The organism is Blastococcus saxobsidens (assembly GCF_010682065.1).
Lineage (GTDB): Bacteria > Actinomycetota > Actinomycetes > Mycobacteriales > Geodermatophilaceae > Blastococcus > Blastococcus saxobsidens_B.
On the sequence record NZ_JAAGWG010000044.1, the window covers coordinates 1 to 25,940 of the forward strand.

25 protein-coding genes are annotated in these 25,940 nt (G+C 74.6%); 13 read left to right on the top strand and 12 right to left on the bottom strand.

The window, feature by feature from the left end; genetic code table 11:
• Positions 1 to 236 precede the first annotated feature (236 nt).
• From GCU60_RS18915 to GCU60_RS18925, 3 genes are all read left to right on the top strand, one after another.
• Positions 237 to 1,742: an HNH endonuclease signature motif containing protein gene (locus GCU60_RS18915; protein WP_163208045.1), complete on the top strand. Its 1,506-nt coding sequence runs from the start codon at positions 237 to 239 to the stop codon at positions 1,740 to 1,742.
• 180 nt (positions 1,743 to 1,922) lie between these two features.
• Complete coding sequence (locus GCU60_RS18920) at positions 1,923 to 2,543, top strand: hypothetical protein (protein WP_163208047.1); 621 nt, start codon at positions 1,923 to 1,925, stop codon at positions 2,541 to 2,543.
• A gap of 122 nt (positions 2,544 to 2,665) precedes the next feature.
• Positions 2,666 to 3,286, top strand: a complete 621-nt coding sequence (locus tag GCU60_RS18925) for a hypothetical protein (RefSeq protein ID WP_163208048.1) — start codon at positions 2,666 to 2,668, stop codon at positions 3,284 to 3,286.
• Positions 3,287 to 3,332: 46 nt separating this feature from the next.
• Here the strand turns inward: GCU60_RS18925 and GCU60_RS18930 are convergent, their stop codons facing one another.
• The 5 genes from GCU60_RS18930 to GCU60_RS21425 all read right to left on the bottom strand — a co-directional run bounded on the left by GCU60_RS18930 (position 3,333) and on the right by GCU60_RS21425 (position 9,110).
• A complete protein-coding gene (locus GCU60_RS18930) occupies positions 3,333 to 4,385 on the bottom strand; it encodes an acyl-CoA dehydrogenase family protein (RefSeq protein WP_163208049.1) in 1,053 nt (350 codons plus the stop codon).
• Positions 4,385 to 5,545 (bottom strand): acyl-CoA dehydrogenase family protein, encoded by a 1,161-nt coding sequence (locus tag GCU60_RS18935; protein WP_163208050.1) that lies wholly within the window; start codon positions 5,543 to 5,545, stop codon positions 4,385 to 4,387. The genes GCU60_RS18930 and GCU60_RS18935 overlap by 1 nt, the downstream gene beginning before the upstream one ends.
• Before the next feature lie 106 nt (positions 5,546 to 5,651).
• Entirely contained in the window at positions 5,652 to 5,966 is a 315-nt protein-coding gene (locus tag GCU60_RS18940) for a hypothetical protein (RefSeq protein ID WP_163208051.1), read from the bottom strand.
• Positions 5,967 to 6,033: 67 nt separating this feature from the next.
• Positions 6,034 to 8,301: a SpoIIE family protein phosphatase gene (locus GCU60_RS18945; protein WP_163208052.1), complete on the bottom strand. Its 2,268-nt coding sequence runs from the start codon at positions 8,299 to 8,301 to the stop codon at positions 6,034 to 6,036.
• Positions 8,298 to 9,110: an alpha/beta fold hydrolase gene (locus GCU60_RS21425; protein ID WP_345770699.1), complete on the bottom strand. Its 813-nt coding sequence runs from the start codon at positions 9,108 to 9,110 to the stop codon at positions 8,298 to 8,300. Before GCU60_RS21425 ends, GCU60_RS18945 begins: the two co-directional genes overlap by 4 nt.
• Positions 9,111 to 9,374: 264 nt before the next feature.
• On the opposite strand from GCU60_RS21425, the gene GCU60_RS18955 reads away from it, so the two are divergent.
• The 3 genes from GCU60_RS18955 (at position 9,375) to GCU60_RS18965 (ending at position 13,469) form a co-directional block, all read left to right on the top strand.
• Positions 9,375 to 10,280, top strand: a complete 906-nt coding sequence (locus GCU60_RS18955; RefSeq protein ID WP_163208053.1) for a hemerythrin domain-containing protein — start codon at positions 9,375 to 9,377, stop codon at positions 10,278 to 10,280.
• A 90-nt stretch (positions 10,281 to 10,370) separates the two neighbouring features.
• Positions 10,371 to 11,042 (top strand): alpha/beta fold hydrolase, encoded by a 672-nt coding sequence (locus GCU60_RS18960; RefSeq protein ID WP_163208054.1) that lies wholly within the window; start codon positions 10,371 to 10,373, stop codon positions 11,040 to 11,042.
• 126 nt (positions 11,043 to 11,168) lie between these two features.
• Positions 11,169 to 13,469 (top strand): HelD family protein, encoded by a 2,301-nt coding sequence (locus GCU60_RS18965; protein ID WP_345770702.1) that lies wholly within the window; start codon positions 11,169 to 11,171, stop codon positions 13,467 to 13,469.
• On the opposite strand, the gene GCU60_RS18970 is transcribed toward GCU60_RS18965, so the two are convergent.
• From GCU60_RS18970 to GCU60_RS18980, 3 genes are all read right to left on the bottom strand, one after another.
• Complete coding sequence (locus tag GCU60_RS18970; RefSeq protein ID WP_163208056.1) at positions 13,466 to 13,858, bottom strand: hypothetical protein; 393 nt, start codon at positions 13,856 to 13,858, stop codon at positions 13,466 to 13,468. The two genes, GCU60_RS18965 and GCU60_RS18970, sit on opposite strands and share 4 nt — an antisense overlap.
• A 17-nt stretch (positions 13,859 to 13,875) precedes the next feature.
• A complete protein-coding gene (locus GCU60_RS18975) occupies positions 13,876 to 15,105 on the bottom strand; it encodes a cytochrome P450 (RefSeq protein ID WP_163208057.1) in 1,230 nt (409 codons plus the stop codon).
• 85 nt (positions 15,106 to 15,190) lie between these two features.
• Entirely contained in the window at positions 15,191 to 15,847 is a 657-nt protein-coding gene (locus tag GCU60_RS18980; protein WP_163208058.1) for a hypothetical protein, read from the bottom strand.
• Positions 15,848 to 15,961: 114 nt separating this feature from the next.
• On the opposite strand from GCU60_RS18980, the gene GCU60_RS18985 reads away from it, so the two are divergent.
• Positions 15,962 to 16,813 carry a DUF1206 domain-containing protein gene (locus GCU60_RS18985; RefSeq protein ID WP_163208059.1) on the top strand — a complete coding sequence of 284 codons (852 nt, stop codon included), beginning with the start codon at positions 15,962 to 15,964 and terminating at the stop codon, positions 16,811 to 16,813.
• Positions 16,814 to 16,839: 26 nt separating this feature from the next.
• A complete protein-coding gene (locus GCU60_RS18990) occupies positions 16,840 to 17,694 on the top strand; it encodes a DUF1206 domain-containing protein (protein ID WP_345770700.1) in 855 nt (284 codons plus the stop codon).
• A gap of 4 nt (positions 17,695 to 17,698) precedes the next feature.
• Here GCU60_RS18990 and fabG read toward each other — a convergent pair whose 3' ends face one another.
• The 3 genes from fabG to GCU60_RS19005 form a co-directional block, all read right to left on the bottom strand.
• Complete coding sequence (gene fabG / locus GCU60_RS18995) at positions 17,699 to 18,469, bottom strand: 3-oxoacyl-ACP reductase FabG (protein ID WP_163208063.1); 771 nt, start codon at positions 18,467 to 18,469, stop codon at positions 17,699 to 17,701.
• A 44-nt stretch (positions 18,470 to 18,513) separates the two neighbouring features.
• Complete coding sequence (locus GCU60_RS19000; protein ID WP_163208065.1) at positions 18,514 to 19,725, bottom strand: acetyl-CoA C-acetyltransferase; 1,212 nt, start codon at positions 19,723 to 19,725, stop codon at positions 18,514 to 18,516.
• Positions 19,726 to 19,882: 157 nt separating this feature from the next.
• Positions 19,883 to 20,260, bottom strand: coding sequence for an anti-sigma factor antagonist (locus GCU60_RS19005; RefSeq protein ID WP_163208067.1), 378 nt, complete (start codon positions 20,258 to 20,260; stop codon positions 19,883 to 19,885).
• Positions 20,261 to 20,491: 231 nt separating this feature from the next.
• On the opposite strand from GCU60_RS19005, the gene GCU60_RS19010 reads away from it, so the two are divergent.
• The 5 genes from GCU60_RS19010 (at position 20,492) to GCU60_RS19030 (ending at position 25,317) form a co-directional block, all read left to right on the top strand.
• On the top strand, positions 20,492 to 20,815 hold the full coding sequence (locus tag GCU60_RS19010; protein WP_163208069.1) for a hypothetical protein: 324 nt from the start codon (positions 20,492 to 20,494) through the stop codon (positions 20,813 to 20,815).
• 269 nt (positions 20,816 to 21,084) lie between these two features.
• Positions 21,085 to 21,456 carry a hypothetical protein gene (locus tag GCU60_RS19015; RefSeq protein ID WP_163208071.1) on the top strand — a complete coding sequence of 124 codons (372 nt, stop codon included), beginning with the start codon at positions 21,085 to 21,087 and terminating at the stop codon, positions 21,454 to 21,456.
• Between the two features lie 196 nt (positions 21,457 to 21,652).
• Positions 21,653 to 22,090 carry an ATP-binding protein gene (locus GCU60_RS19020; RefSeq protein WP_163208073.1) on the top strand — a complete coding sequence of 146 codons (438 nt, stop codon included), beginning with the start codon at positions 21,653 to 21,655 and terminating at the stop codon, positions 22,088 to 22,090.
• 66 nt (positions 22,091 to 22,156) lie between these two features.
• On the top strand, positions 22,157 to 23,710 hold the full coding sequence (locus GCU60_RS19025; protein ID WP_239521440.1) for an aldehyde dehydrogenase family protein: 1,554 nt from the start codon (positions 22,157 to 22,159) through the stop codon (positions 23,708 to 23,710).
• Positions 23,707 to 25,317 (top strand): GMC family oxidoreductase, encoded by a 1,611-nt coding sequence (locus GCU60_RS19030; RefSeq protein WP_345770701.1) that lies wholly within the window; start codon positions 23,707 to 23,709, stop codon positions 25,315 to 25,317. Before GCU60_RS19025 ends, GCU60_RS19030 begins: the two co-directional genes overlap by 4 nt.
• Before the next feature lie 12 nt (positions 25,318 to 25,329).
• Here GCU60_RS19030 and GCU60_RS19035 read toward each other — a convergent pair whose 3' ends face one another.
• Positions 25,330 to 25,854 carry a DUF4265 domain-containing protein gene (locus GCU60_RS19035; RefSeq protein WP_163208075.1) on the bottom strand — a complete coding sequence of 175 codons (525 nt, stop codon included), beginning with the start codon at positions 25,852 to 25,854 and terminating at the stop codon, positions 25,330 to 25,332.
• Between the last annotated feature and the right edge of the window lie 86 nt (positions 25,855 to 25,940).

The following is a 25,940-nucleotide window of genomic DNA, read 5'->3' on the forward strand; positions in this document are numbered from 1 at the left end:
GAGCACTCCTACCGGACCGGCACCTACACCGCCTACCTCACCGTCACCTGGGGAGCCACCTTCTCCGTCGACGGCGGCGCAACCGTCGAGGTCCCCGGCACCACCACCACCGACGGACCACCGGTCACCTTCGACGTTTTCCAGGCCCGAACGGTCCTCACCAACCCGTACGACTGACCGAACGACCAGGCCGCTGAGCTGCGAAAAGTGTCAGTGGTCGGTCCTACGGTGCAGGTGTGTTCGACGACGGCAGCGCACCTCGCGAGCCGGATGACGGCGTCCGCATCCGGGAGCTGCCCGACACCGTCGCCCCGGGCGTGAGCGACCTCGAGCTGGTCTCCGACATCTGGGCTGCCGACGCCCGCGAGTCCCGCTACGCCGCCGAGCGCGCCGCGTCCATCGCGGCGCTGGCCCGCCGCCGCGCGATCGAACTCGACCGCGAGTTCGGCCCGCTGGGTGGCCCGGGGCTGGACAGCCGGCTGCGCAGATCGCCGGTCCTCGCGCAGGTGAGCGAGACCTTCGTGTCCGAGCTCGCCCTCATCCGCGGCTGCTCGGAGTTCGAGGCCGAGAACCTGGCCGTCGAGTCGATCGTGCTGACCACCACCATGGCCGGCACGTGGGAGGCGCTCCACTCCGGTGAGATCGACGTCCGGAAGATGCGCGCGCTGGTCGAGCTCCTCGGCCCCGCGAAGCCGGCGGTGATCCAGGAGATCGAGCAGCGCGTGCTGCCCGATGCCGGCCGTCTCACGGTCGCGCAGCTCCGGCAGCGGGTGCGCCGCGCCCTCGCCCGTCTCGATGCCGCCGCACTCGAGGAGCGGCGAGCGGAGGCCGCGAGGCGAGCCAACGTCTCCTACCGCGCCACGGACGACGGCATGGGTCAGGTGACCATCGACCTTCCGCTCTTCCAATCCGCCGCCTGCGTCGACGCGATCGACCAGTACGCCCAGCTCCTGCGGGCCGACGGCGACCTACGCCCCATCGGCGTCATCCGAGCCTCCGTCGCCGCCGATCTGATCCTGCGGCCCTGGGACACCAGTCGACCCTCCGTCACCGCCCAGGTGACCATCCACGCGCCGCTGCGCTCCCTCCACGAGGAGACGCCGACCGGCCACACCGCGCCGCCCGCGGAGGTCGACGGAGAGATCGTCACGGCCGCGCAGTGCCGTGAGCTGCTCCGCGAGCTGGACATGCTGGGTGTCCGGTCTGCGCCCGCCGGCGGATCGGTCCAGGTCGCCGTCGGGAATCCGATCACCGGTCACCTGGTGGCAGTGGCCACCCACAGCGAGCTCCGCCGGGCTGCCGGAAAGCGGCGCCGCCGACGGCGGTCAGGGAGTACGACCGGTGAACCCGCGACCGACGGCCCCGGACTCAGACCTCCCCCACCGACCACGGCCTATCGACCGACCGCCGCGCAGAAAAGGTTCACCGAGGTACGCGACCGGCAATGCCGCATGCCTGGGTGCCGCCGCCGAGCCGCCCGCTGCGACATCGACCACGGCACCGCGCACGCCGACGGCGGCCCTACCGAGTGCTGGAACCTCTGCTGCCTGTGCCGTCGGCACCACCGCATCAAGACGTTCGCCCGCGGCTGGCACTTCGAGCTGCTGCGCGACGGCCGGCTGATCGTCCGCACGCCGAGCGGGGTCTCGCGGATCTCCCGTCCCCCGGGGTGGTGCCACGATCCCGAACCCGACCCGCCGTGGTTCGAAGAAATGGCCCCACCCGACCCTGCCCACAGCTGACGCGCCGGGCCCGTGCCCCGGACCGCTCCCCCGGCGGCCGCACGGGCCCCGGCTCGTCACGCCATGAGCCGCGCGAACCGGCGCGCCCGGAGCCGTTTCCTTCCCGCCGCGGCGGGAGGACAGTACGGAGGGCGGCGACGCCGACCAGGGCGCGCCGGCTCCTCGGGAAGGAGACGTGCCATGCACGCTCGGTCCACCACCATCGTGGGCGACCCGCAGCACCTCGACCCGGCCATCGCCTACGTGCGGGAGCGGGTGCTCCCCGACGTGGCCGCCATGGAGGGCTTCGTCGGACTGTCCATGCTGACCGACCGCCCGTCGGCATGCTGCATCACCACCACGGCGTGGGAGGACACGGACGCCGTGCAGAAGAGCGCTCCCCACGTGCGGGTCCTGCGGCAGCGCCTCGGCGAGATCATGCACGGCGAGCCCCGCGTGGAGCGGTGGGAGATCGCCGTCCTGCACCGTCTCCGGCCCACCGGCGCCGGGGCGTGCAGCCGGGTCGTCTGGACCCGTGGCGACCCCGCCCACACCGACCGCAGGATCGACGCGTTCCGCACCGCCGTCCTCCCCCAGCTGGAGGAGCTGCCCGGCTTCTGCAGCGTCAGCGTGCTGATCGACCGCCCCACCGGCCGGGCGGCCACCGCCATCACCTACGCCAGCCGGGAGGCGATGGCCGGTGCGACCGAGCGGACCACCGCGATCCAGGATCGGTTCACCGAGCAGACCGGGCTCCGGGTCCGGAAGACCGGCGAGTACGACCTCGCCGTCGCCAAGCTGCGCGTCCCCGAGACCGTCTGAGGCGATCGCCCGACGCCGGAACCTCCGCGTCCGGAACCGTTCCCAGACGGCCCGTCGGCGAGGACAGTGGACGGCGCGGCGACGCCGCCCGTGGCTCGCCTGCTCGCGAGAGGAACCGTCGCATGTACGCGCGCTCCACCACCATCTCCGGCACCCCGCTGAACGTCGACCGCGGCGTCGTCTACGTCCGCGACCGGGTGCTCCCGGCCGTCATGGGCATGGACGGCTTCATCGGCCTGTCCATGCTCGCCGACCGCCAGAACGGCCGGTGCATCGTCACCACCGCCTGGGAGGACAGCGCCGCCCTCCAGCGCAGCGCCGGCGGGGTCAAGGCCATGCGCGCCCGCGCAGCCGACATCCTGGGCGGCCCCGCCGTCGTCGAGGAGTGGACGATCGCCGTCCTGCACCGCCTGCACGCCGCCCCCGAGGGCGCCTGCGCCCGCGTCACCTGGACCCGCGGGCACCCCGACCGCATCGACCGGCTGGCCGACGCCTTCGCCGTCAGCATCGTCCCGCGCCTGGAGGACATCCCCGGCTTCTGCTCGGTCAGCATGCTGGTGAACCCGCAGGACGGCCGGGCCACCACCGCCGTCACCTACGACAGCCGGGACGCCCTCCAGCGCTCGCTCGACCGCGCCACCGACCTCCGCCAGGAGTTCACCCGGCAGATGGGCGCGCAGGCGCTCGAGGTGGCCACCTTCGACCTCGTCGTCGCCCAGCTCCGGGTGCCCGAGACCGTCTGACCGCGCGAAGCCGGCCGGGCGCACCCCGGCCGGCTCCGCGGAGAGTTCAGACCACCCGGGTGAGCGCCGGCCAGAGCCCGTCCGGACCGTCGGCCAGCAGGCCCGAGGCCAGCACCCGCGACCAGACCAGCTCGCTGCCCGCCTCGTCCCGCCACGACCACAGCCGCCGCGTCAGGTGGTGCAGCTTGTGCTCCTGGGTGAAGCCGATCGCCCCGTGCACCTGGTGCGCCAGCCGGGCCACCACCTCGACGGCAGCCCCCGCCCGCACCTTCGCCGCCGCGGCGGCCAGCGCGACGTCGGCCGAACCGTGCGCAAGCGCCTGCACGGCGGCATCGGTCAGCGCCGTCACCGCGACGACCTCGCCGGCCATCTCGGCCAGCTCCATCTGGATCGCCTGGAACTTCCCGAGCGGGCGGCCGAACTGGTGCCGCTCCCCCGCGTACTGCACCGTCCACGCCAGCACCTGCTCCAGCGCCGCGCTCAGCTGCACGGCCCGCGCCAGCGCGAACCCGGCCCGCAGCTCCCGCGCCTGGGCGTCGTTCAGCGGGGCCACCGCCGCCGGGGTCTCCGCCAGCGTCAGCGAGCTCCGCGGCTCACCGGCGAGGTTGTACCCATCCGAGGCGTCCAGCCCCGACGTCGGCAGCAGCGCCAGCGCCGCGCCGTCCGGCCCGGTCACCAGCAGCGCTACGTGCGCGGCCACGGCGGCCCACGAGACGTCGGCCGCGGTGCCCGTCAGCGTCCAGCCGTCCCCGGACGGCGTCGCCGTCACCGTGTCGGCGATGCCGAACGTCAGCGGCTCCTCGACCGGCGGCAGGGTCAGCCCGGCCGCGATCACCGCGGGCCCGGCCACCAGCAGCTGCTCGGCCACCGGCACCGCCGCAGCACCCGAGGCCAGGGTCCGCACGATCGCCACCGCGTCGGCCAGGTCGCCGCCGGAACCGCCGGCCTCCTCGGGCAGCCCCACACCGGTGAGCCCCGCCGACGCCAGCGCCGACCACAGGCCCTCGTCCCACCGGCGCGCGGGCGTCAGCACGAACGGCTCGTGCCCGGACAGGATGTCCCGGACGGTCTCGACCACCAGGTCCTGATCGGTTGCCATCAGCGCAGCCCCAGCCCTCGCGCCACGATCCCGCGAAGGATCTCGTTGGTCCCGCCCCGCAGCGTGAAGCCGGGCTGGTGCAGCTGCGCCTCGGCCAGCGCCCGACCCAGCGGGTCCGGCGAGTCCAGCGACGGCATCACGTCCGCCACCCGCCGCACCTCCTCGATGACGTCGGCCTCGAACGTCGTCCCCACGTCCTTGACCAGCGCCGCCGGGATGTTGGGCAGCTCACCGCGGTCCAGCGCGGCCGCGATCCGCAGCGACATCTGCCGCAGCGCCAGCACCCGCGCCGACAGCCGGCCGAGCACCGTCAGCTGCGCCGGGTCCCCCGAGTCGACAACTCGACGTCCGAACTCGGCGAGAAGTGGATATGTCGACAGGAACCGCTCCGGCCCCGACCGCTCGAACGCCAGCTCCGCGGTCACCTGGTGCCAGCCGTTGCCCTCCTCGCCGAGCAGCATGTCCCCGGGCACGACGACGTCCTCGAACACCACCTCGTTGAAGTGGTGACCGCCGTCGAGGATGCGGATCGGGTTGACCGTGATGCCCGGCAGCGAGAGGTCGATGAGCAGCTGCGACATGCCGGCGTGCCGGTTGGCGGAGTCCGACGGCGAGGTGCGCACCAGCACGATCCCGTAGTGCGACTCGTGCGCGTTCGACGTCCACACCTTGGCGCCGTTGACCACCCAGTCGCCGTCGCCGTTGCGCACCGCCTTGGTGCGGATCGAGGCCAGGTCGGAGCCGGAGTCCGGCTCGCTCATCCCGATGACGAAGTAGCACTCACCGGCGACGATGCGCGGCAGGATCTCCTGCCGCTGCTTCTCCGTGCCGTAGGTGAGCAGGTTCGGCCCCGACTGGCGGTCGGCGATCCAGTGCGCGGCCACCGGCGCACCCGCGGCGAGCAGCTCCTCGGTGACGGCGTAGCGCTCCATCGCCGAGCGCTCGTGCCCGCCGTACTTCTTCGGCCACGTCATCCCGAGCCAGCCGCGCTCCCCCAGCTTGCGGGAGAACGCCGGGTCGACGCCGGACAGCCAGGTGTCGACGTGCGTGCTGAACGTGCCCGCCGCCAGCTCGTCGGCGAGGAACTCGCGCACCTCCGCCCGCACCTGTTCGGCGGCCTCGGACCGCGGCGCGGGCGCCAGGACCAACGAGTTGCTCATGCGACTCCATACGTCGAAGTGGCTGTGCTCTCCCGTGGTTCTACAGGGCGCCCGTCCGGAGCCGGTGGGCGGGCACCCATGCAGGTCGCTCCGAGTGGCCGGCACGTCACTCGTCGCGGGAGTCCTCCGGGGGCTCGGACGGCGATCCGACGGTGCGCGAGCGCAGTTCGGCGGCGACGTCGGCGGCCACCGCGCCCAGGGAGGTGAGCGCGTCGGACACCAGCCGCCGCACACCGGTCATGTCCAGCCCGAGCGCGCCGCCCGCCCCGGAGCCGGAGTCCAGCCCGCCCAGTTCGCCGACGGTCGGCGCGCGTTCGGCCAGTTCGGGCGACCAGCGCATCGCATCGCCGGACATCGACCAGTCACCGGTCGCCCCGTCGATCGCCTGGGCGATCGGGTCCACTCGAGCCGCAGGGTCCATGACCGCCTCCTACCGGGGTCGGGTCCATGGTGACCCGAAACGGTCCCGACCGGAAGCGGGGACGTCCTCAGACCCGGGTCAGCGCCAGCAGGGCGATGTCGTCGGCCCGGTGCTCCCCCGCCAGCTCCGCCAGCAGCCGGTCGCACAGCGCGTCCGGATCGGCCGAGCACGCCCGCGCGGCCACCTCCAGCAGCCGGTCGAGCCCCGCGTCGATGTCGGAGTGCCGGCTCTCCACCAGCCCGTCGGTGAACAGCACCAGCGTCGCGCCCACGGGCAACTCGCCCACCCACTCCTGCACCGGCCCCTCCGACGGCGGCGCGCCCAGCATCCGGGTCGGCCGCACCGGCAGGAACTGCGCCGCCCCGTCCGCGCACAGCACCGGCGGCAGGTGCCCGGCCGAGGCCAGCCGCAGCTCCCCGGACGCGGGGTCGAGCATGCCGAACAGCACGGTCGCCATCCGCTGCAGCTCGAACAGGTCCCAGTTGGCCTGCAACCGCTCGATCAGCGCCGCCGGCGACGGCCCGTCGGTCATCTGCGCCCGGCAGACGCTGCGCAGCTGGCCCATCGTGGCGGCGGCGGTGATGTCGTGCCCGACGACGTCGCCCGCCGACAGCCCCACCAGGTCACCGGGCAGCCGGACGACGTCGTAGAAGTCCCCGCCCACGTCCACGCCCTGCGTCGCGGCCACGTAGCGCACCGCCGTCCGCAGGCCCGGGACCTCCGGCGGCCGCGGCGGCAGCAGGCTCTCCTGCAGGGTGTGCGAGGTCTGCTCGGCGAACTCGAACCGCCGCGCCTTGTCCACCACCTGCGACAGGTGCAGCGCCAGTTGCTCGGCCATCTCGACGTCGGCCGCGGTGAACGGCTCGCGCTCCCGGTCCGCGGCGAAGGAGATGACGCCCAGCCGCCGTCCCTCGATCGCCATCGGCACGCTCACCACGCTGGCGACCCCGAGCTCCCGCACCGCCTCCCGGTGCTCCCCGGGCAGCGTCGACCCCGCCAGCCGCGCCTCGTCGAAGTCGCGCACCCACTGGGTGCGCCCCTCGCGCAGGGCCCGCAGCCCCGGGTGGCCGGGCAGCTGGCCGGCGAGCAGCTTCTCCCGCAACTGGTCCAGCAGCGGCTGCCGGGCGGGGTCGCGGTGCCGGGCCGCCGGCCGGGTCATGCCCTGCTCGGTGACCAGGTCGATGACGCAGACGTCGGCCAGCCGGGCGACGGCGAGCTCCGCCAGCCTGTCCATCGTGCCCTCGACGTCGGCGGCCTCGGCCATGAGCCGGGCCGCGTCCAGCAGGAACGCCGCCCGCTCCGCCTGCCGCACGGTCTCCTCGTGCAGCCGCGCCCGCTCCAGCGCCTGCCCGGCCTGCCGCCCCAGCGTGTAGAGCAGGTTCACCTGCGACGGCGCCATCGGCTTGCGCTGGTCCGGCTCCTCGAGGCTGATCAGCTGCCCGGGGGCGCCGTCGCCCAGGGCCAGCACCAGCACGCCCAGCCGCTTGCTGTCGGCCGCCACCGGCACGATGACCAGCTCGCTCGTCCCGGCCTCCGCCATCACCGCGGCGAGCTCGGGCTGGCCGGCCCGCAGCCGGGGGTCCAGCACGATCGACCGCACCCCCTGCGCCATCTCCAGCGCCAGCCGGCTGCCCGCCGCCTCCCGCAGCCGCCGCAGCAGGTCCCGGGTCAGCCCCTCCGACCGCACCGGTCGCAACGCCGGCAGCGCGTGCGGGTCGTCGGCCTCGCCGTGCACCAGCACCAGCGCGGCGCCGTGCGCCTGCAGCGCTGCACGACTGCGCTGCACGATCACCGTCGCCACGTCCTCGGCCGTGGTCGCCGCCGCGAGGTCCGACACCACCTTCTGCACCGTGCGGGACCGCGCCTCGGACTCCTCCGCCAGCCGCTGCGCGGCCAGCAGCTCCCGCTCGTAGCGACGGCGCGCGGTCGCCTCGAACAGGGTGGCCCGCACCAGCACCGGCCGGCCGTCGGCGTCCCGCAGCTCGACGGCGTTGAGCAGGCAGGGCAGCAACGAGCCGTCCACCCGCTGGACGTCGATGGCGATCTCGCGCACCGCCCCCTGCATGCGCAGCAGCGGCACCATGTGGGTCTCGTGGAAGACCCGCCCGCCCACGCTCAGCAGGTCCTGGAAGCGGGTGCCCAGCAGGTCCGACGTCAGCCGTCCGGTCCACGCGCAGAACGTCCGGTTGACCTTGACGATCCGCCCGTCGGGGAGCGTGGACAGGTAGCCCATCGGCGCGTTCTCGTACAGGTCCGCCGGGTCGTCCTCGAGCAGCCGGTCCAGGTGCTCCGAGCCCGGCGGCGCCCCCGGCTCGACCGGGCCGGCGCCGCTCATCGGCTCAGGAAGTTCCGGATGGCGGCCGTCGTCTCCTCCGGCGCGGACAGCTGCGGCACGTGGCCGGTCGCCGCCATCCGCACCAGCACGCTCCCCGGGACGCGCCGGTGCACGTACTCGCCCACGCAGTCCGGCGCGATGGCGTCGGCGGAGCACTGCATCACCAGCGTGGGCACCTCGATCCCGTCGAGGTCTGCCCGGTTGTCCGACAGGAAGGTCACCCGCGCGAACTGCCGGGCGATGTCCGGCGCGGTCCGGCAGAAGCTGTTGGTGAGCTCCTCGGCCAGCTCCGGCCGGTCGGGGTTGCCCATGATGACCGGCGCCATCTCCGCCGACCAGCCCAGGTGGTTGCTGTCCAGGGCATCCAGCAGACCGGCGATGTCGGTGCGGCTGAAACCGCCCACGTAGTCACCGTCGTCGACGTAGCGGGGGTTCGGGCCGATCATCACCAGCGCACCGAAGAGCTCCGGCGCCCGGTGGTAGGCCAGCACGCCGATCATCGCGCTCACCGAGTGGCCGACCAGGACGACGTCGCGCAGGTCCAGTTCCCGGCAGATCTCCACCACGTCGGAGGCGTAGCCGTCGAGCGAGCCGTACTTCTCGTGGTCGTAGGCCGACAGGTCCGATCGACCCGAGCCGACGTGGTCGAACAGCACCACCTTGTGGTCCCGCTCGAACTCCGGGGTGACCAGCCGCCACATCGTCTGGTCGCAGCCGAAGCCGTGCACGAACACGACGGGACGACCGGACGACGCCCCGGAGACGGTCACCCGGTTGCGTGCCACGACGCTCCCCACGCGGCTCCCCACGCGCCCGACCGTAGTGGACCGCACGCCCGCTGTCGCCGCCCTCGGTGCCGCCGTGGAACCGTTCCGGTCGGGTCCGGTCGCTGCCCGGATCACCGACGGTGACCTGCGGACGACGTCCTGACGCGGACCGCCGGGCCGGCCCGGGAGCGCACCGTTCCGAGCATCGAAATCGGTGTCGCCTCCGCAGCCGCCGGTCCTACCCTGCCCCGCATCGCGCTCCCCGGAGCGCCGACCGCCCCCCGCCGCTCCGCATCGAGGTGCGCCATGACCGCTACCGCGGTCCGCTCCGTCTCCCTCCCCCGGCCGCGACACCCTGCGGACGCCGCCGTCGCCGGCCTCGCGACGCCGGCCCGCAGCCGTGCCGCGGCCTACCAGCGGGTGCTGCACCAGCTGGTGCGCCGCGAGCTGCGCACGCTGGCCGACCTGGCCGGCTGGGCCCCGGACGGCGAGTGCGCCCGCACCGACGCGCTGCGCTGCCACGCCGCCCTGGTCTCCCGGGTGCTGCTGCACCACCACGCGGTCGAACGGGAGGCACTCTGGCCGGCGCTGCTGCGCGCGGTCCCGACCGATGACCGCGCCGCCGCCGGGGCCGCCGTCGCCGCCTGGACCGTCTCCTGCTCCCGGATCGACGCCCGCCTGCGCGACCTGGACACCACCGCCCGGCAGTGGTCGGTCTCCGGCAGCGCCCCTGCGCGCGACGCCTTCGCCCGCGCCTGCCGGACGCTCGCCGACGACGTCGACGCCCAGACCACCGCCGAGGAGGAGGCGCTGCTCCCCCTGCTCGACCGGCACCTGGGCCGACGTCGAGTGGACGGCGATCGGCCGCACGGTCCACTGCGGGCTCTCCGCGCGCCAGCGGCTGCTGGTGCTCGGCCTCGCTCTGGAGGACGCCTGCGCCGGCGATCGCGCCCGGCTGCTGCACGGCGCGCCGCGAGGCACCCGGCTGGCCTGGCGGCTCTACGGCGAGGGCCGCTTCCGCGCCTCCGTCGTCCGGCTGCGCGGCGCCCCGCCGGCGGTCTGACCCGTCAGTACCGCGACGTGCCGCACCCGTTGCAGCGCTTCCGCGTCGCGGACACCTCCTGCGTGCAGTTGTCGCAGACCCAGGTGGTCCGTTCCTTCGTGGCCGTGCTCATGGCTGCCTCCTCGACTCGAATTCATCCGGAACGCTAGGGGCCGGATGTGTCCGCACGATGACGCCGGAGTTGCACTTCCGGGGCGATCCGCCGATGACTTCGTGCCCCCCGCGGAGTCGAACTCCGCATGACGACGTTCGTGCTGGTGCCCGGCGCCGGCGGCCAGGCCTGGTACTGGCACCGACTGGTGCCCGAGCTGGTCCGCCGCGGCCACGAGGTGGTGGCCGTCGACCTGCCGGCCGGGGACGAGAGCGCGGGCCTCGACGCCTACGCCGACGCGGTGGCCGAGGCGATCGGCGACCGCGGACCGGTGACGGTGGTGGCCCAGTCGATGGGCGGGCTCACCGCCCCGCTGGTGTGCCGGCGGCGGGAGGTCGAGGCCCTCGTGCTGGTCAACGCGATGGTGCCGCGCCCGGGCGAGACCGGCGGCGACTGGTGGACGGCGACCGGCCAGGACGAGGCGCAGAGCGCCTGCTGGGCCGCCCTCGGGCTGCCGGGGGAACCCGACGACGACGCCGTCTACTTCCACGACGTGCCACCCGACGTCGTGGCCGAGCTCCTGGCGCGGCCGGAGGAGCAGTCCGGACGCCCCTTCGACGAGCCCTGGCCGCTCCCGGCGTGGCCCGACGTCCCGACCCGGGTGCTCGCCGGGCGCGAGGACCGGCTGTTCCCGCTGGAGTTCCAGCGGCGGGTGGCCCGGGAGCGGCTGGGACTGGAGGTCGAGGAGGTGCCCGGCGGGCACTGCGTGGCGCTGAGCCGACCCCTCGAGCTGGCCGAGGCGCTGACCGCTCCCCGCTGACGTGGCCGGTCCCACGCGGGTCGTGGGTGACACGGACGGGAAGATCCGCGCAGGATGGGCAGTTGCGCGGAGGACGCCGACGCGTGATCCACCGGGACTCCAGCGAAAGTGATGGCTTTGTCGACAGTGCGAGACCCGGACCCGCAGGACGCCGAACTCGCGGCGGAGCAGGCCTACGTGAGCGGGTTGCACCGCCGGCTGGACGAGCTGCGGGCCCGCACCGTCACCCGCCTGGCCGACGCCCTGGCGCTGGTCCCCCACAACCCGCAGGCCGTCGGTGAGCGGGAGGCCGCGGTCGAGCTGCACTCCCAGCGGATCGTCGCCCTCGACGCCGCCGACCACGGCCTGTGCTTCGGCCGCCTGGACCGGCACGACGCCGAGGTGCCCCGCTACATCGGCCGGATCGGGCTGAACGCCGAGGACGGCCGCGAGGAGCCGCTGCTGGTCGACTGGCGCGCTCCGGCGGCCCAGCCGTTCTACACCGCGACGCCGCTGCACGACCTCGGTGTGCGCCGGCGCCGGCACCTGCGCACCCGTGGCCGCACGGTCGTGACCGTCACCGACGAGACCCTGGACCTGAGCGACCCCGACCTCGTCCAGCGCTCCGGCCTGGCCGGGGAGTCGGTGCTGCTCGCCGCGCTGAACGCCACGCGCACCGGCCGGATGAGCGACATCGTGCGCACCATCCAGGCCGAGCAGGACCGGATCATCCGTGCCGACCACCGCGGCGTGCTGGTGGTCCAGGGCGGCCCCGGCACCGGCAAGACCGCCGTCGCCCTGCACCGCGCTGCCTACCTGCTCTACACCCACCGCGAGCGGCTGGCCCGCAGCGGACTGCTCATCGTCGGCCCCTCCCCCACGTTCCTCGGCTACATCGCCGACGTGCTGCCCTCCCTGGGCGAGACCGGCGTGGTGCTCACCGACCTCGGCGGGCTGCGTCCCGGACTCCAGGCGCACGCGGCCGAGGCGCCGCGGGTCGCCGAGATCAAGGGCCGCCCGACGATGGTCCGCGTCGTCACCACCGCCGTCCGCGACCGCCAGGCCGTGCTCGACAAGCCGGTCACCCTCGACATCGACGGGGTCCTGATCCGCTTCGCCAAGGCCGACGCCGCGCAGGTGCGCAGCCGCGCGCGGGGCATGTCCCGCCTGCACAACGAGGCCCGGCCCGCCGCCGTCCGCGCGGTCATCGACATCGTGGCCCGCAAGTACGCCGACAAGCTCGGCGAGAACGTCATGGGTGGGGCCAACCTGCTCGGCCCCGACGACGTCGCCGCGCTGCGCCGCGAGGTCGCCGGCGAGCCCGCGGTGCACGCCCTGGCCGACCGGCTCTGGCCACGGCTCACCGCCGAGCGGCTGATCGGCGAGCTGTTCTCCTCCCGTCGGCGGCTCGAGTCGGCCATCAGGGGCTGGAGCGAGGCCGACCGGGAGCTGCTGCTCCGCCCGGCGAGCGCGCCGTGGACGCCCGCCGACGTGCCGCTGCTGGAGGAGGCCGACGAGCTGCTCGGCGTGGACGACTCCGCCGAGCGCGACCGGGAGCGCCGGGAGCGGCAGCGCCGGCTGCGGCACGCTCAGGAGACCCTCGACCTGCTGCACGGCTCCCGGTCCACCGACTGGGAGACCGAGGACGAGTCCGAGGAGCTGTCGGCCGGCGACCTGCTCGACGCCGAGGGGCTGGCCGGGCGGCACGAGGAGCGCGACAGCCGCTCCACCGCCCAGCGGGCCGCAGCCGACCGGACCTGGACCTACGGGCACGTCATCGTCGACGAGGCGCAGGAGCTCTCCTCGATGGCGTGGCGGGTGCTGCTCCGCCGGATCCCCACCCGGTCGATGACCCTGGTCGGCGACGTCGCCCAGACCTCCACCCTGGCGGGGGCCAGCAGTTGGCGCGAGGTGCTCGAGCCGCACCTCGGCAGCTCCTGGCGGCTGGAGGAGCTGACCGTCAACTACCGGACGCCGGCCGAGATCATGGCCGTGGCCGCCGACGTGCTGGCCGCGGGCGGGGCCGTCACCGCACCGTCGGAGTCGGTGCGCTCCACCGACGAGCTCCCGTGGTCGTGGCAGGTGCCCGAGGCGAACCTCCCGTCGGCGATCGCCGAGGCCGCCGCCGAGCTCGACGCGGCCGACGGCACCCTCGCCGTGATCGTCCCGTTCAGCCGGCTGGAGGAGGTGACCGCCGTCGTCCGTGCGATCGTGCCGAGCGCCTCGGCGGAGGGCGACCTGACCGACGGCGTCGTCGTGCTCACGCCCGAGGGCAGCAAGGGCCTGGAGTTCGACTCGGTGCTGGTCGGGGACCCGGTCGGGATCATCGAGGAGGGCGTGCGGGGCCACAACGACCTCTACGTGGCGCTCACCCGCGCCACCCAGCGGCTCGGCGTCGTGCATGCCGGTGAGCTGCCGCCGGAGCTCAAGGGCCTCGACCCGCGCTAGTCACTCCACCAGGAGCGGGGGCGCTCCTCGAGCGGGCGCCCCCACAGGAGCACCTCGACATCAGGGGCGAGCGCCTGCCGTACGTCGTAGGCAAGGGTGAGCAGCTCCCGGTCCTGCTGCTTCCCCAGCCGCCGCTCCACCTCGGACATCGGGGGCTGGTCGCGGTGGAAGGCGCCGGAGAGCATCTCCTGCCGGTCCCACCAGGACTCCAGCCGCGACACCAGTTCCGGCGGGAGTCCGAGCTCGGCCGGGTCCACGAAGGCGACGCTGCCGAACAGGCCGGGTGAGCGGTCTACGAGCACCGACGGATACATGTAGTCCCAGTCGAGCGAGACGACCGTCGGCCTGCCGTCGGGCAGGCGTTGCTCCCGCGACCGCCGGTTCGTCATCCGCGCAGCATGGCAGCTCAGGCGCTGGGACCGACCCGGAGCACGACGCCGCTCCTCGGCTTCGCCGGGATGCGGTGCAGCGCGATGGTGAGGTCCTGCTCGGGCGCGTCCCAGTCCAGGCGAGCCAGCCGCACCGCGAGCGCCGACAGCAGCGCCACGGTGATCTGCTCGCCCGGGCACCGGTGGCCCGTGCGCGGGTTCCCGCCGCCCTGCGGCACCAGCTCGAACTCGCCGATCTCCCGGTCCAGGAAGCGCTCGGGCCGGAACGCGTACGGGGTGTCCCACAGCGCCGGGTCGTGGTTCTGGCCGTAGAGGTCCAGCAGCACCATCGAGTTCCGCGAGATCTTCTCGCCGTCGAACTCCAGCTGCTGCGGCGCGCGGCCGCCGATGAACGGCGCGAACGGGTAGAACCGGCGGACCTCGTGCGCCCAGGCCTCGGCGAACGCCGGGTCGCCCGCGGCCAGCCGCTCCCGGTACTGCGGCCAGCGGATCAGCGCGTGCCCGGAGAACGCCAGGAACCAGGCCACCGCCGTCGTCGGCCGGATGATGTTGAGCAGCTCCACCGCCGCCACGCGCGAGGAGAGCTGCGTGCCGTCGGCGTCCCGGTGCCCGGAGACGACGTCGACCGCCGAGCCCTCCGCCACCTTCGTGACGCCGCTGCGCACGTCGTGCACGAGCTCGGTCAGCCACCGCTCCCGACGCCGCCGGGCCCGCCGCGCCCGGAGGTGCCGCGGGCCACCGGTGGCGAACCCGTCGACCATCGCGGTCAGGTCGCGGGCCAGGCCGGGCACCTCGTCGTCGCGCACCGGGATGCCGACCCACCGGGTGACGGCGCCGGCCAGCACCTGGGCGGCCTCCTCGATCAGCACGATCTCCGACCGCCGGGTCCACGACGGCACCGCGGCGTCCCAGGCCACGGTCGCCTGGCGCGTGAGGGAGGCGATGCCCTCCTCCCGCATGAGCAGCGCGATGAACATCGCCTTGCGCACCCGGTGCATCTCCCCGTCCAGGGTGTGCACCGCGCCCTTGCCGAACAGCGTCCCCTGCACCGGCTCCGGGATGGCCTGCGAACGCCGCACGTGCTCCTCGTCGTAGAGGAACCGCGCCGCCTCCGGCCCCTCGATCCCGACCGCCGGCAGCCCGCCCAGCCGCACACCGACCACGCGGCGTCCGGTGCGGCGGCGTTCGTCGGGCAGCCAGGCGTAGCCCTTGGCCAGCAGCTTGAGGCCGTTCTCGAGACGAGGCATGGTCGATGGCCTTCCCATCCCGCCCGCCGGGCAATCCCGGGAGGTCAGCCCGGCCGCCCCGCCGTGCCCCGGCCGGGCGCGGGGATCAGGAGCCGCAGCCGCCGGCGCCGCAGGCGCAGCCGCCGCACCCGGAGCGCACCGGCGCCGGAGCGGGCGTCGCGGCGATGGTGCGCAGGTTCGCCGCACCGATCAGCAGGGGCAGACCCAGGACGGCGACGCCGAGGGCGGCCACCACGGTGGCCAGGTCCGCCGCGCGGTTCCAGTCCTGCGCCAGGCCGGTGACGACCAGCAGCGCGGTGACCAGCACCGACCACACCAGCAGCGCCTGCCCGCCGCGCCGCGCGGTCCCGCCGCGGGCCAGCAGCCCGGCCGAGGCCGCGAGCAGCGCGACCGGCACACCGATCAGCAGCACGGTCGCCGACAGGGCCGCCGACGCGACGGCGACCCCGAGGCCGGCGATCCCGGCGACGACCGCGACGGCGCCCAGCGACCGCGCCCGCCCGGAGAGCTCGCCCTCCAGGGCACCCGCGCCGCGCAGCAGCAGCACCCCGCGGACGGCCAGGAACAGCCCGAGCGTGCCCAGCAGCAACCGTGCCCCCGCGGGTTCCCAGGCGACGGCCAGCACCGCCACGGCGATCATCGCGACACCGAGGGCCAGCCAGCGGGGCCAAGTGCGCCGCGCGACGTCCGGGGTCGCCATCCCCGCGGTGGTCGCCGACAGGATTCCGGTTGCGTTCGCCACGACCCCAGTCTCCCTCACCCGCGCCAGCGACCGGAGAGGCACCGGGACCCCGCGCGTGCCACGCTGATCATTCTCAGGCGCTCCACGACCGGGGCGAGGGCAGGAGGCACCGACATGAGCGTGCGCGGCAACGCCGGATCGGCGATGGGTGCGGCCGGCCGGGCCGGGAACAGCGACGCGCTGGAGCACCTGGCCCGCGTCGGGTTGATCGCCTACGGGCTGGTCCACGTGCTCATCGCCTGGTTGGCGCTCCAGCTCGCCTGGGGCGGCGGCGGCGCCCAGGCCGATCAGTCCGGCGCGCTGGCCACCCTGGCCCAGCAGCCGCTGGGCAAGCCGCTGCTGTGGGTGCTCGCCGTCGGCCTGCTCGCCCTGGCCGTCTGGCAGGCCGCGGAGATCCTGCGCTGGCGGCACGGCTGGTCGGCCAGCGGCGACACCCGCACCCGGGCGCTGAAGAAGACCGCCAAGTCGGCGGTCAAGACGGTGATCTACCTGGCGCTGACGGTCCTCGCGTTCCGGTACGCCACGGGGACCGGGCAGAGCAGCGGCTCCAGCACCCCGCAGCAGACCGCGGCCGGCGTCTTCGGCTGGCCCGGTGGGCGATGGCTGGTCGGTGCCGTCGGGCTGGTCGTCGTCGCGGTCGGCGTCTACCACGTCTACAAGGGCGTCACGAAGCGCTTCCTCAAGGAGATCGACCTCTCCGACTGCCCGGCCAAGGCCACCCGGCTGGTCACCCGGCTGGGCCAGGCCGGCTTCCCCGGCAAGGGCGTCGCCCTGGGCCTGATCGGCGGGCTGCTCATCTGGTCGGCGATCACCTTCGACGCCTCCAAGGCCGACGGCCTCGACGGAGCCCTCCACCTGGTGCTCGGCGCCCCCGCCGGCCCCTACCTGCTCACCCTGGTCGCGCTGGGGATCGCGGCTTTCGGGGCGTTCTGCTTCGTCCGCGCCCGGTACCCCGAGCGCACGTGAGCCCACCGGCGCCGTCGAACCGGTCCGTGGCGCGCCGCCTGCACGGCCTCGTCGACCGGGTCCGCCGGGTCACCGACTCCCCGTGGCTCACCCACCTGGCCCGCGCCGGGCTCATCGCCTACGGGGCCATGCACCTGCTCATCGCCGTGCTGGCGGCGCGCATGGCGATGGGCCTGCGCGGCGCCGACGCCGACCAGACCGGCGCGCTGCTCACCGTGGCGCAGGGGCCGGGTGGGCGGCTGCTGCTGGTCGCCATCGGGCTGGGCATGCTCTCGCTCGCCCTCTGGCAGGCCGCCGAGGTGCTGCTGTGGTGGCACGGGCTGCTGGACCCCGCGCACCGGGTGCGCACCGCCGTCGTCTGCGCGAAGTGCCTGGCCAAGGGAGCGGTGTACGGCTTCCTCGGGCTCACCGCCCTGCTGTTCTCCCTGGGCCTGGAGTACGAGGCCGACGAGCGGCTGCGCGACCTCACCGAGGAGACGCTGCTGATCCCCGGCGGGGCGCTGCTCATCGGCACCGTCGCCGCCGGCGTGGTGGCGGTCGGGATCTACACGTTCGTCCGGGGCTGCACCGGCGGCTTCATGCGCGACATCGACCTGCCGGCCGCCCCCGACCGCTGGGAGCCGGTGATCGAGGGCATCGGCCGGTTCGGCTACCTGGCCAAGGGCATCGCGTTCGGGCTGGTGGGCGTCCTGCTGTGGCGGGCGGCCACCTCCGCCGACGTGTCGACCGCCACCGGGCTGGACGGCGCCATGACGGCGATCGCCGGGGTCCAGGCCGGGCCGTGGCTGCTGGCCGGGGTCGCGGCCGGGTTCGGCGCGTTCGGGGTCTACGCCCTCGCCCGCGCCCGCGCCCGCTACCCGGACCGCGACCCTTCGACCTGAGGCGTCAGTTCCGGGGGCCGCCGGCGACGTAGATGACCTGGCCGGAGACGAAGCCGGCGCCCTCGCTGACGAGGAAGGACACCGTGTGCGCGATGTCCTCCGGCAGCCCGGCGCGGGCGACCGGGATCGCCGCGGCGCGCTTGGCCACGTAGGACTCCCACTCCTCGCCGATCCGCTCGGCGGTGGCCTTGGTCATCTCCGTCTGGATGAAGCCCGGCGCGATGGAGTTGGCCGTGACGCCGAACTTGCCCAGCTCGATCGCCAGGGTCTTGGTGAAGCCCTGCAGCCCGGCCTTGGCCGTCGCGTAGTTGGCCTGGCCGCGGTTGCCCAGCGCCGAGGTGCTGGACAGGTTCACGATCCGGCCGAACTTCTGGTCGATCATGTGCTTCTGCGCCGCACGCGTCATGAGGAACGAACCGCGCAGGTGCACGTGCATGACCACGTCCCAGTCGGCGTCGCTCATCTTGAACAGCATGTTGTCGCGGGTGACACCGGCGTTGTTCACCAGCACCACCGGCGGGCCCAGCTCGGCGGCGATCCGGTCGACCGCCGCCTGCACCTGCTCGGCGTCGCCCACGTCGGCCCCGACGGCCAGCGCCCGCCCGCCGGCGGCCTCGATGGCCTCGACGGTGCCGCGAGCGTCGTCCTCCTTCAGGTCGAGGACCGCGACGGCGAAGCCGTCCTGCGCCAGCCGCAGGGCGGTCGCCGCTCCGATGCCGCGGGCGGCACCGGTGACGATCGCGACGCGCGGCGAACCGTTGGGGGACGTGGACATGCGGGGGCTCTCCTCGGCTCGGGGACGATCGGGGGGAGTCTCGCTCAGACCCGCTCGAACAGCGCGGCGAGGCCCTGCCCGCCGCCGATGCACATGGTCTCCAGGCCGTAGCGGGCGTCGCGGCGGTCCATCTCGCGCAGCAGCGTGGCCAGGATGCGGCCGCCGGTGGCGCCGACCGGGTGGCCCAGCGAGATGCCCGACCCGTTGACGTTCGTGCGCTCCCAGTCGGAGTCGGTGAAGCCCCACTCCTTGGCGACGGCGAGCACCTGGCTGGCGAACGCCTCGTTGAGTTCGATCAGGTCGACGTCGGAGAGCTTCACGTCCGCCAGCGCGAGCGCCCTGGCCGTGGCCGGCACCGGGCCGATGCCCATGGTCTTCGGCGGGACGCCGCCGATGCCGAAGGACACCAGCCGCGCCAGCGGGCGCAGGCCCAGCTCGGCGGCCTTCTCCGGGTGGGTGACGATCGCGACGGCGGCGCCGTCGTTCTGGCCGGAGGCGTTGCCGGCGGTCACCGTGGCGTCGGGGTCGTTCTTGCCCAGGATCGGGCGCAGCTTGGCCAGCGTCTCCACCGAGGAGTCGGGGCGGATGTGCTCGTCCCGGTCGACGACGGTCTCGCCCTTCCGGTGCTTCACGGTCACCGGCACGATCTCGTCGGCGAACCGGCCCTCGGCGGCGGCGGCCGCGGCCCGCTGGTGGCTGCGGACGGCGTACTCGTCCTGCTCCGCGCGGCCGATGCCGTACTCCCGGCGCAGGTTCTCGGCGGTCTCCAGCATGCCGCCGGGCACCGGGTGGTTCTGGCCGCCGGCGGTGACCCGGCCGCGGGCCAGCCCGTCCTCCAGCAGCACACCGGGGCCGGGCTTGACGCCCCAGCGCATGGCGGTCGAGTAGAAGGGCGCGTTGCTCATCGACTCCGCACCACCGGCGAGCACGACGTCGGAGGCGCCGGACTGCACCTGCATCGCCGCGTAGACGACGGCCTGGAGGCCCGAGCCGCAGCGCCGGTCGATCTGCAGGCCGGACGCCGTCACGGGCAGGCCGGCGTCGAGTGCGGCCACCCGGCCCAGGGCGGGCGCGTCCATCGTCGGGTAGCAGTGCCCGAGCAGCACGTCGTCGACCGACTCCGGCGGCAGGCCGGTGCGCTCGATCAGCGCGCGGATGACCGTGGCCGCGAGTTCCTGGACGGGGACGTCGCGCAGCGAGCCCCCGAATCCGCCGACCGGCGTCCGCAGGGGCTCGCAGATGACCGCATCCCGCACGGTGGTCCTCCTCGATGGTCCGACTCCGCCGGCCCCGGACGGGACCGGACGTGCTGCCACCGAGTCTGCCTCCCCGGTGCGGAAGCCGCGCGAAGTGGTCCCCCGGCCCGTGCCCGGACCGTCGGACGGCGGGGACCGGGCCCCGCGGATCAGCGGGTCAGAAGGGGGAGTTCTCGACGCGCTCGGCGCCCAGCAGCTGCCACAGGCCGGTGATCTGCAGCGGCCGGATGACGGCACGGGTGCTGGCGAGCACGCGGATGCCGACCTGACCGGCGGAGAGGCGGTGCACGGTGGCCAGGGCGCACAGGCCGGCCGAGTCGAGGAACGTGACGGCGGTCAGGTCGATCACGAGCTCCCGGGCGCCGGCGTCGAGGAGCTGCTCGATGCGGGCCTGGACGTGGGGCGCGGAGGTGCAGTCGATCTCACCGGTGGCGACCAGGACGGGCATGGCGGCCGGACCGGAGACGGACAGGGTGACCAGACCGTGGTCGGCGAAGTCGGCGGTGTACGAGCGATCGAGCGAGGAAGCGGTCACGGAAGTGCCTCTCGGGCGGAACCGGACCAGTGAGCCTGCGGACGCGAACGACACGACGACCAGCACTGGCGAAGGACGGCTGTTGTTCAACCGACCCCTGCGACCGTAGGCACCCGCAGGTCGGCACGCAAGGGGCTGCGGATCACGATCGCGAGCCGGAACAGCCCCGGTGGCACGGGTGTCGCCGGGGTACCGCGGTGTGCCGGGCCGAGGGCAGCGGATACTGGTCCGGTGACCCGGGACAGCTCGTCGAGCCGCCGCCTCTCCGCGCCCCTCGCGGTGGGCATCGTCGTCGGTCTCGCCGTGGCGGCGGGCAGCTTCTGGGTCCTGGACCCGATCCTCGCCGCGTTCGTGGCGATCGTCGTCGTGGTCGGGCTGGCGATGGCGGTGGCGGCTTCCGACTGGGACAGCCACGAGACGTTCGAGGAGCGCGAGCTCGTCCGCGCCCGCAAGCGCGCGGAGAAGTGGGAGCGCAACGCTCCGGCCCGCGCCCGGGACCGCGCCAAGTGGGAGGCCCACCAGGCCCGCCAGGCGGCCAAGGACAGCGCCCGGTAGTACGTCCGGCTCCTTGCTCCACCGGCTCCTGGCAGCCACGGCCGGCTCGCGGTAATTCGCTCGACGCCCGGCCCGGCGTTCCCTAGCGTTCCTCCCATGCGGTACTTCGTGCGGCTTCGCACCCTCTCGAGCTGATCGCGCCGCGGAGCGGTTCCCCCGCTCCGCCGTCCGCGCCCCGGATCCATCCCGGGCGCCCGCTCCCCCGCGTCCCCGCCGGGCCCCGTCGTGCCCGCGGACGCCCCGCACCGCACCCCTGCCGGAGGTACTCCGTGTCCCGTCCTGCCCCCGTTCCCCACGGCCCCGCCGCCGAGGCCCGCGCCGCCCTCCCCCAGGGCGAGGCCGCGACGTTCGACCGCCTCGCGCACGCCCTGCTCGCCTCTCCGTCGGCACCCCTGGGGCCGCTGCTGCGCTCGCAGCTGCCCGGTACGGCCGGCGTCCGCTGGCTGCGGCAGGAGAACCTGTCCCCCACCACCCGGCCTCCCGCGCTGACCGCCGGGCAGTGGCTGTCGCTGTTCGGCTGCTGGACGTCGGTGTCCCGCGCACCGGGCTCCGACGGCCCGGGAGGGCGCAGGAACGGCGGCCGGCCCGCCACCCACGGGCACGCCCCGGGTGCCGCCGCGATCCCCCGCTGGGGGTCGTGACCGGCGCGCATCCGCCGGGCGCCGGTTCCGGTGCGGCCCTCTCCCCGACGGCTGCACCGGGCCGGCGCCCGGACCCGGTCCCCCGCAACTCGCCGACACCCGCACTCCTCCGGGTGATCCGAGGGTTCGGCGGGTGCCGCAACGGGCACGGGGGCCTGCAGTGACCGCCGGCGAGCAGAGCCGGGGGTGGAAGGCGGTGACGGTGACGCTCTGGCAGCGCGCGCGTCCGCTGCACGCCTTCGGGGAGATCTGGTGCCAGGAGCTGACGGACCTGCGCCAGCTCGCCGGGCTGCGGGCCCGCCTGCGCACCTCCATGACCGGCAGCCCCGTCGTCGAGCGTCCCGAGCGCGACCACTGGTCCGAGCGCCTCGTCCTCATCGCCGACGAGCTGACCTCCAACGCCCTGCGGCACGGGGGTGCCCCGGTCGCGGCCGTGCTCGGCCGCCGCGGCGACGACTGGCTGATCGCCGTCCGTGACGCCGCGGCTTCCGTCGCCCCGACCCCCGCGCAGGGGCGCGACCCGGGTCTCGGCGGGTTCGGGCTCTACCTCGTCGCCGACCTGTCGAGCTCGCACGGCTGGTACGTCGAGCCCGGCACGAAGACCGCCTGGGCGGTCGTCGACGGCTCATCCTGAGCGGGCCGCCCCCGACCGGGCGACCCCTCCCCCTGTGCCTGTGACCCGCGGGTAACGTGCATCACCATGTCGCTGGCCGAGCAGCTGGATTCCGTCGACGCCGGTACCGCAGGCACCGTCGAACGGCACCGCACCACCGAGACCTTCGAGTCGACCACCCCCGCCACGGGCGCGGTGGTCGGCGTCTTCCCCGTGCACGACGCCGACGCGGTCGCCGAGACCGTGGCGCGGGCGCGAACCGCCGCCGAGCAGTGGGCCGCGCTGGGCTGGGACGGGCGCAAGCAGCACCTCTCGGCCTTCCGCGGCTACCTGGCCCGGCGCATGCACGAGCTGTCGGACCTGGTGCACCGGGAGAACGGCAAGCCGCACGCCGACGCGATCCTCGAGATCACCCTCGCCGTGGACCACCTGGCCTGGGCCGCCGGCCACGCCCGCAAGACCCTCGGCCCCCGCAAGGTGGCCTCCGGGATGCTCGCGGCCAACCACGCGGCCTACCTGGAGTACCAGCCGCTCGGGGTCGTCGGCGTCATCGGTCCGTGGAACTACCCGGTGTTCACGCCGATGGGCTCGATCGCCTACGCCCTCGCGGCCGGCAACGCCGTCGTCTTCAAGCCCTCGGAGTACACCCCGGCCGTGGGCGCGTGGCTGGCCGCCGCCTGGCGGGCCGCCGTCCCGGACCTGCCCGACGCCTTCCAGGTCGTCACCGGCTTCGGGGAGACGGGCGCGGCGCTGTGCCGCGTGCCGGTGGACAAGCTGGCCTTCACCGGCTCGGCGGCCACCGGCAAGAAGGTCATGGCCGCCTGCGCCGAGACCCTCACCCCGGTGCTCATGGAGCTCGGCGGCAAGGACGCGATGATCGTCGACGACGACGCCGACGTGGCCGCCGCCGCCGACGCCGCCGTCTGGGGCGCGATGAGCAACGGCGGGCAGACCTGCATCGGCATCGAGCGCGTCTACGCGACCGAGGCCGTCTACGACCGGTTCGTCGACGCCGTCACCGCCCAGGTCCGCACGCTGCGTCCGGGGTCGGACGGCGAGGCCACCTACGGCCCGATGACCATGCCCTCGCAGATCGACGTCGTCCGGCGGCACGTGTCCGACGCCGCCGCCTCCGGGGCCCGCGTGGTCACCGGCGGGACCGACGCCGACGCCTATCCGGCCGAGGGCTACGTCGCGCCCACCGTGCTGCTCGACGTCCCCGACGACTCCTCCGCCATCCGGGAGGAGACCTTCGGCCCGACGCTGACCATCACCCGGGTGCGCGACGCCGAGGAGGCCCTCGAACGGGCGAATGACACCACCTACGGGCTGGCCGGCTCGATCTTCTCCGGCTCCAAGGACAGGGCGATGGACCTCGCCCGGCGGATGCGCAGCGGGATGACCTCGATCAACTCGGTGCTCACCTTCGCCTCGGTGCCGGCGCTGCCCTTCGGCGGTGTCGGCGACTCCGGGTTCGGCCGCATCCACGGCGAGGACGGGCTCAAGGAGTTCACCCGCGCCAAGGCCATCACCCGCCAGCGCTACGCACTGCCGGTCAACCTGATGAGCTTCGGCCGGCCGGAGAAGGCCGCCGACGCCCTCGCCCGCGTCATGGGCATGCTCCACGGACGGCACCGGTGAGCGGCCCGCAGATGAGCGACGAGTACGACGTCGTCGTCGTCGGTGCCGGATCGGCCGGCGCCGCGCTGGCCGGGCGGCTGAGCGAGGACCCCACGCTGCGGGTGCTCGTGCTGGAGGCCGGCGGCACCGACGACGTGCTCGAGGTCAAGATCCCGGCCGGGCTCTACAAGGTCTGGCGCACCCGGCACGACTGGAACTACACGACCGACGAGCAGCCCGGCCTCGGCGGCCGCAAGCTCTTCTGGCCCCGCGGCAAGCTGCTCGGCGGGTCCTCGTCGATCAACGCGATGATCTACATCCGCGGCGCCCGGGCCGACTACGACGAGTGGGCCGAGCGCACCGGCGACCCGGCGTGGTCCTACGACCGCGTGCTCCCGCTGTTCAAGCGCATGGAGGACAACTCCCGCGGCGCCGACGAGTTCCACGGCGTCGGCGGTCCGCTGCGGGTCGAGGACCTGCGCTCGCCGCACCCGTGGACCCGCGCCGTCGTCGAGTCGGCGGTGGCCGCGGGCTACCCGGCCAACGACGACTTCAACGGCGCCGCCCAGGAGGGCGTCGGCCAGTACCAGGTGACGCAGAAGCGGGGCAGGCGCTGGTCGGCCGCCGACGCCTACCTGCACCCCGCGGGCGGCCGGCCGAACCTGACCGTCCGGACCGGCGCACTCACCACCCGGGTGCTCGTCGAGGGCGGCCGGGCGACCGGCGTGGAGTACCGCTGCGGCGGGCGGCTGCACACGGTGCGCGCCACCCGCGAGGTCGTCCTCTCCGGCGGCGCGGTGAACTCGCCGCAGCTGCTCATGCTGTCGGGCATCGGGCCGGCCGACCACCTGCGCGAGGTCGGCGTCGACGTGGTCCACGACCTGCCGGGCGTCGGCGGCGGGCTGCAGGACCACCCGCTGGTCCCGGTGGTCTGGAACGTGCGGTCCGGGAAGTCGCTGCGGCTGGCCGAGACGCCGGTGAACATGGCGATGTGGAAGGCCGCCGGCCGGGGGCCGCTGACCTCCAACCTCGCCGAGGCCGGGCTGTTCACCCGCTCCCGCCCCGACCTGGCCGAGCCGGACCTGCAGATGCACTTCCTGCCGGTCAAGTTCTGGAAGCAGGCGGAGATCGACCCCGACGCCGAGGCCTTCACCTCCGCCGTGGTCCTCGTCGACGTCCACTCCCGGGGCTCGGTGCGCCTGCGCTCGGCCGACCCGACGTGGGCTCCGGCGATCGACGCCGGGTACCTCACCGACGAGCGCGACGTCGACGCGCTGGCCTGCGGGATCGAGAAGTCCCGCGAGATCGCGTCGGTCGGGCCGCTGGCCTCCGTGCTGGCCGGGGAGTGGTCCCCGGGCGGCACCGTGCACGGCCGCGAGGCGCTGCGGCAGTCGGTGCGCGACACCCTCGAGTCGCTGTACCACCCGGTGTCGTCCTGCCGGATGGGCACCGACGACCAGTCCGTCGTCGACTCCCAGCTCCGGGTGCACGGCATCGAGGGGCTGCGGGTGGTCGACGCCTCGGTCATGCCGACGCTCGTCCGCGGCAACACCAACGCGCCGACGATCATGATCGCGGAGCGGGCGGCCGACCTGATCCTGGGCCGGGTCCCGGCCGCCGCGGGCTGACCCCGCCGGAGGTCAGGGAGCGCTGGGCCGGCCGGGCTCGAAGATGAACCGGCCGGCCCGCTCCTGCTCGGCGAGGTGGTCGGCGACCGCCTGGACGGCGTCGGGCTCGGCCGAGACGGCGACCAGGCTCGGCGAGTACACGTCGAACCAGCAGCCGAAGCGCCCCAGCTCCCGCTGCAGCTCCGCCGCCCGGTCATCGCGCTCCAGGTCCGGCCAGTCGGGGAACCACACCCGGAAGGTCGCGCGGCCGGCGTCCTGCAACCGGCGGACGACCACCAGCGGCCCCTCCGCCGTGGCCACCACCTCGACCTCGTCGCCGAGGGCCAGGTCGTAGGCGAACACCGGGACGGCGACCAGCACGGCCCGCCCCTCCCCGGACGGACGGGCGCGCAGGCCCTCCCAGGCGACCTCGCCGTCGCCGGCCGGGTACACCGCGACCCAGACCGTCTGCGTCGCCGCCGCGACGTCCGGGTGCTCCTCGACGACGCGCCCCCGGAGGCGGCCGACGGTGCCCGGGTGCTCCAGGAAGCTGCTCACGCCGCCCAGCCTAGGTGTACTGACCCGCCAGGTTGGTGACGCGGGCGGCGGGGGTTCGTCCGCCGAGCGCGGTGTGGCCGCGGTGA

What these genes read in the sequence shown, in the direction of transcription:
- GCU60_RS18940 (WP_163208051.1), bottom strand. Translation starts at nt 5,966, where the DNA reads ATGGACCCTGCGGCTCGAGTGGACCCGATCGCCCAGGCGATCGACGGG.
- GCU60_RS18930 (WP_163208049.1), bottom strand. Translation starts at nt 4,385, where the DNA reads ATGGCAACCGATCAGGACCTGGTGGTCGAGACCGTCCGGGACATCCTG.
- GCU60_RS18925 (WP_163208048.1), top strand. Translation starts at nt 2,666, where the DNA reads ATGTACGCGCGCTCCACCACCATCTCCGGCACCCCGCTGAACGTCGAC.
- GCU60_RS18935 (WP_163208050.1), bottom strand. Translation starts at nt 5,545, where the DNA reads ATGAGCAACTCGTTGGTCCTGGCGCCCGCGCCGCGGTCCGAGGCCGCC.
- GCU60_RS18970 (WP_163208056.1), bottom strand. Translation starts at nt 13,858, where the DNA reads ATGACGAACCGGCGGTCGCGGGAGCAACGCCTGCCCGACGGCAGGCCG.
- GCU60_RS18985 (WP_163208059.1), top strand. Translation starts at nt 15,962, where the DNA reads ATGAGCGTGCGCGGCAACGCCGGATCGGCGATGGGTGCGGCCGGCCGG.
- GCU60_RS18975 (WP_163208057.1), bottom strand. Translation starts at nt 15,105, where the DNA reads ATGCCTCGTCTCGAGAACGGCCTCAAGCTGCTGGCCAAGGGCTACGCC.
- fabG (WP_163208063.1), bottom strand. Translation starts at nt 18,469, where the DNA reads ATGTCCACGTCCCCCAACGGTTCGCCGCGCGTCGCGATCGTCACCGGT.
- GCU60_RS18920 (WP_163208047.1), top strand. Translation starts at nt 1,923, where the DNA reads ATGCACGCTCGGTCCACCACCATCGTGGGCGACCCGCAGCACCTCGAC.
- GCU60_RS18955 (WP_163208053.1), top strand. Translation starts at nt 9,375, where the DNA reads ATGACCGCTACCGCGGTCCGCTCCGTCTCCCTCCCCCGGCCGCGACAC.
- GCU60_RS19025 (WP_239521440.1), top strand. Translation starts at nt 22,157, where the DNA reads ATGTCGCTGGCCGAGCAGCTGGATTCCGTCGACGCCGGTACCGCAGGC.
- GCU60_RS18945 (WP_163208052.1), bottom strand. Translation starts at nt 8,301, where the DNA reads ATGAGCGGCGCCGGCCCGGTCGAGCCGGGGGCGCCGCCGGGCTCGGAG.
- GCU60_RS18960 (WP_163208054.1), top strand. Translation starts at nt 10,371, where the DNA reads ATGACGACGTTCGTGCTGGTGCCCGGCGCCGGCGGCCAGGCCTGGTAC.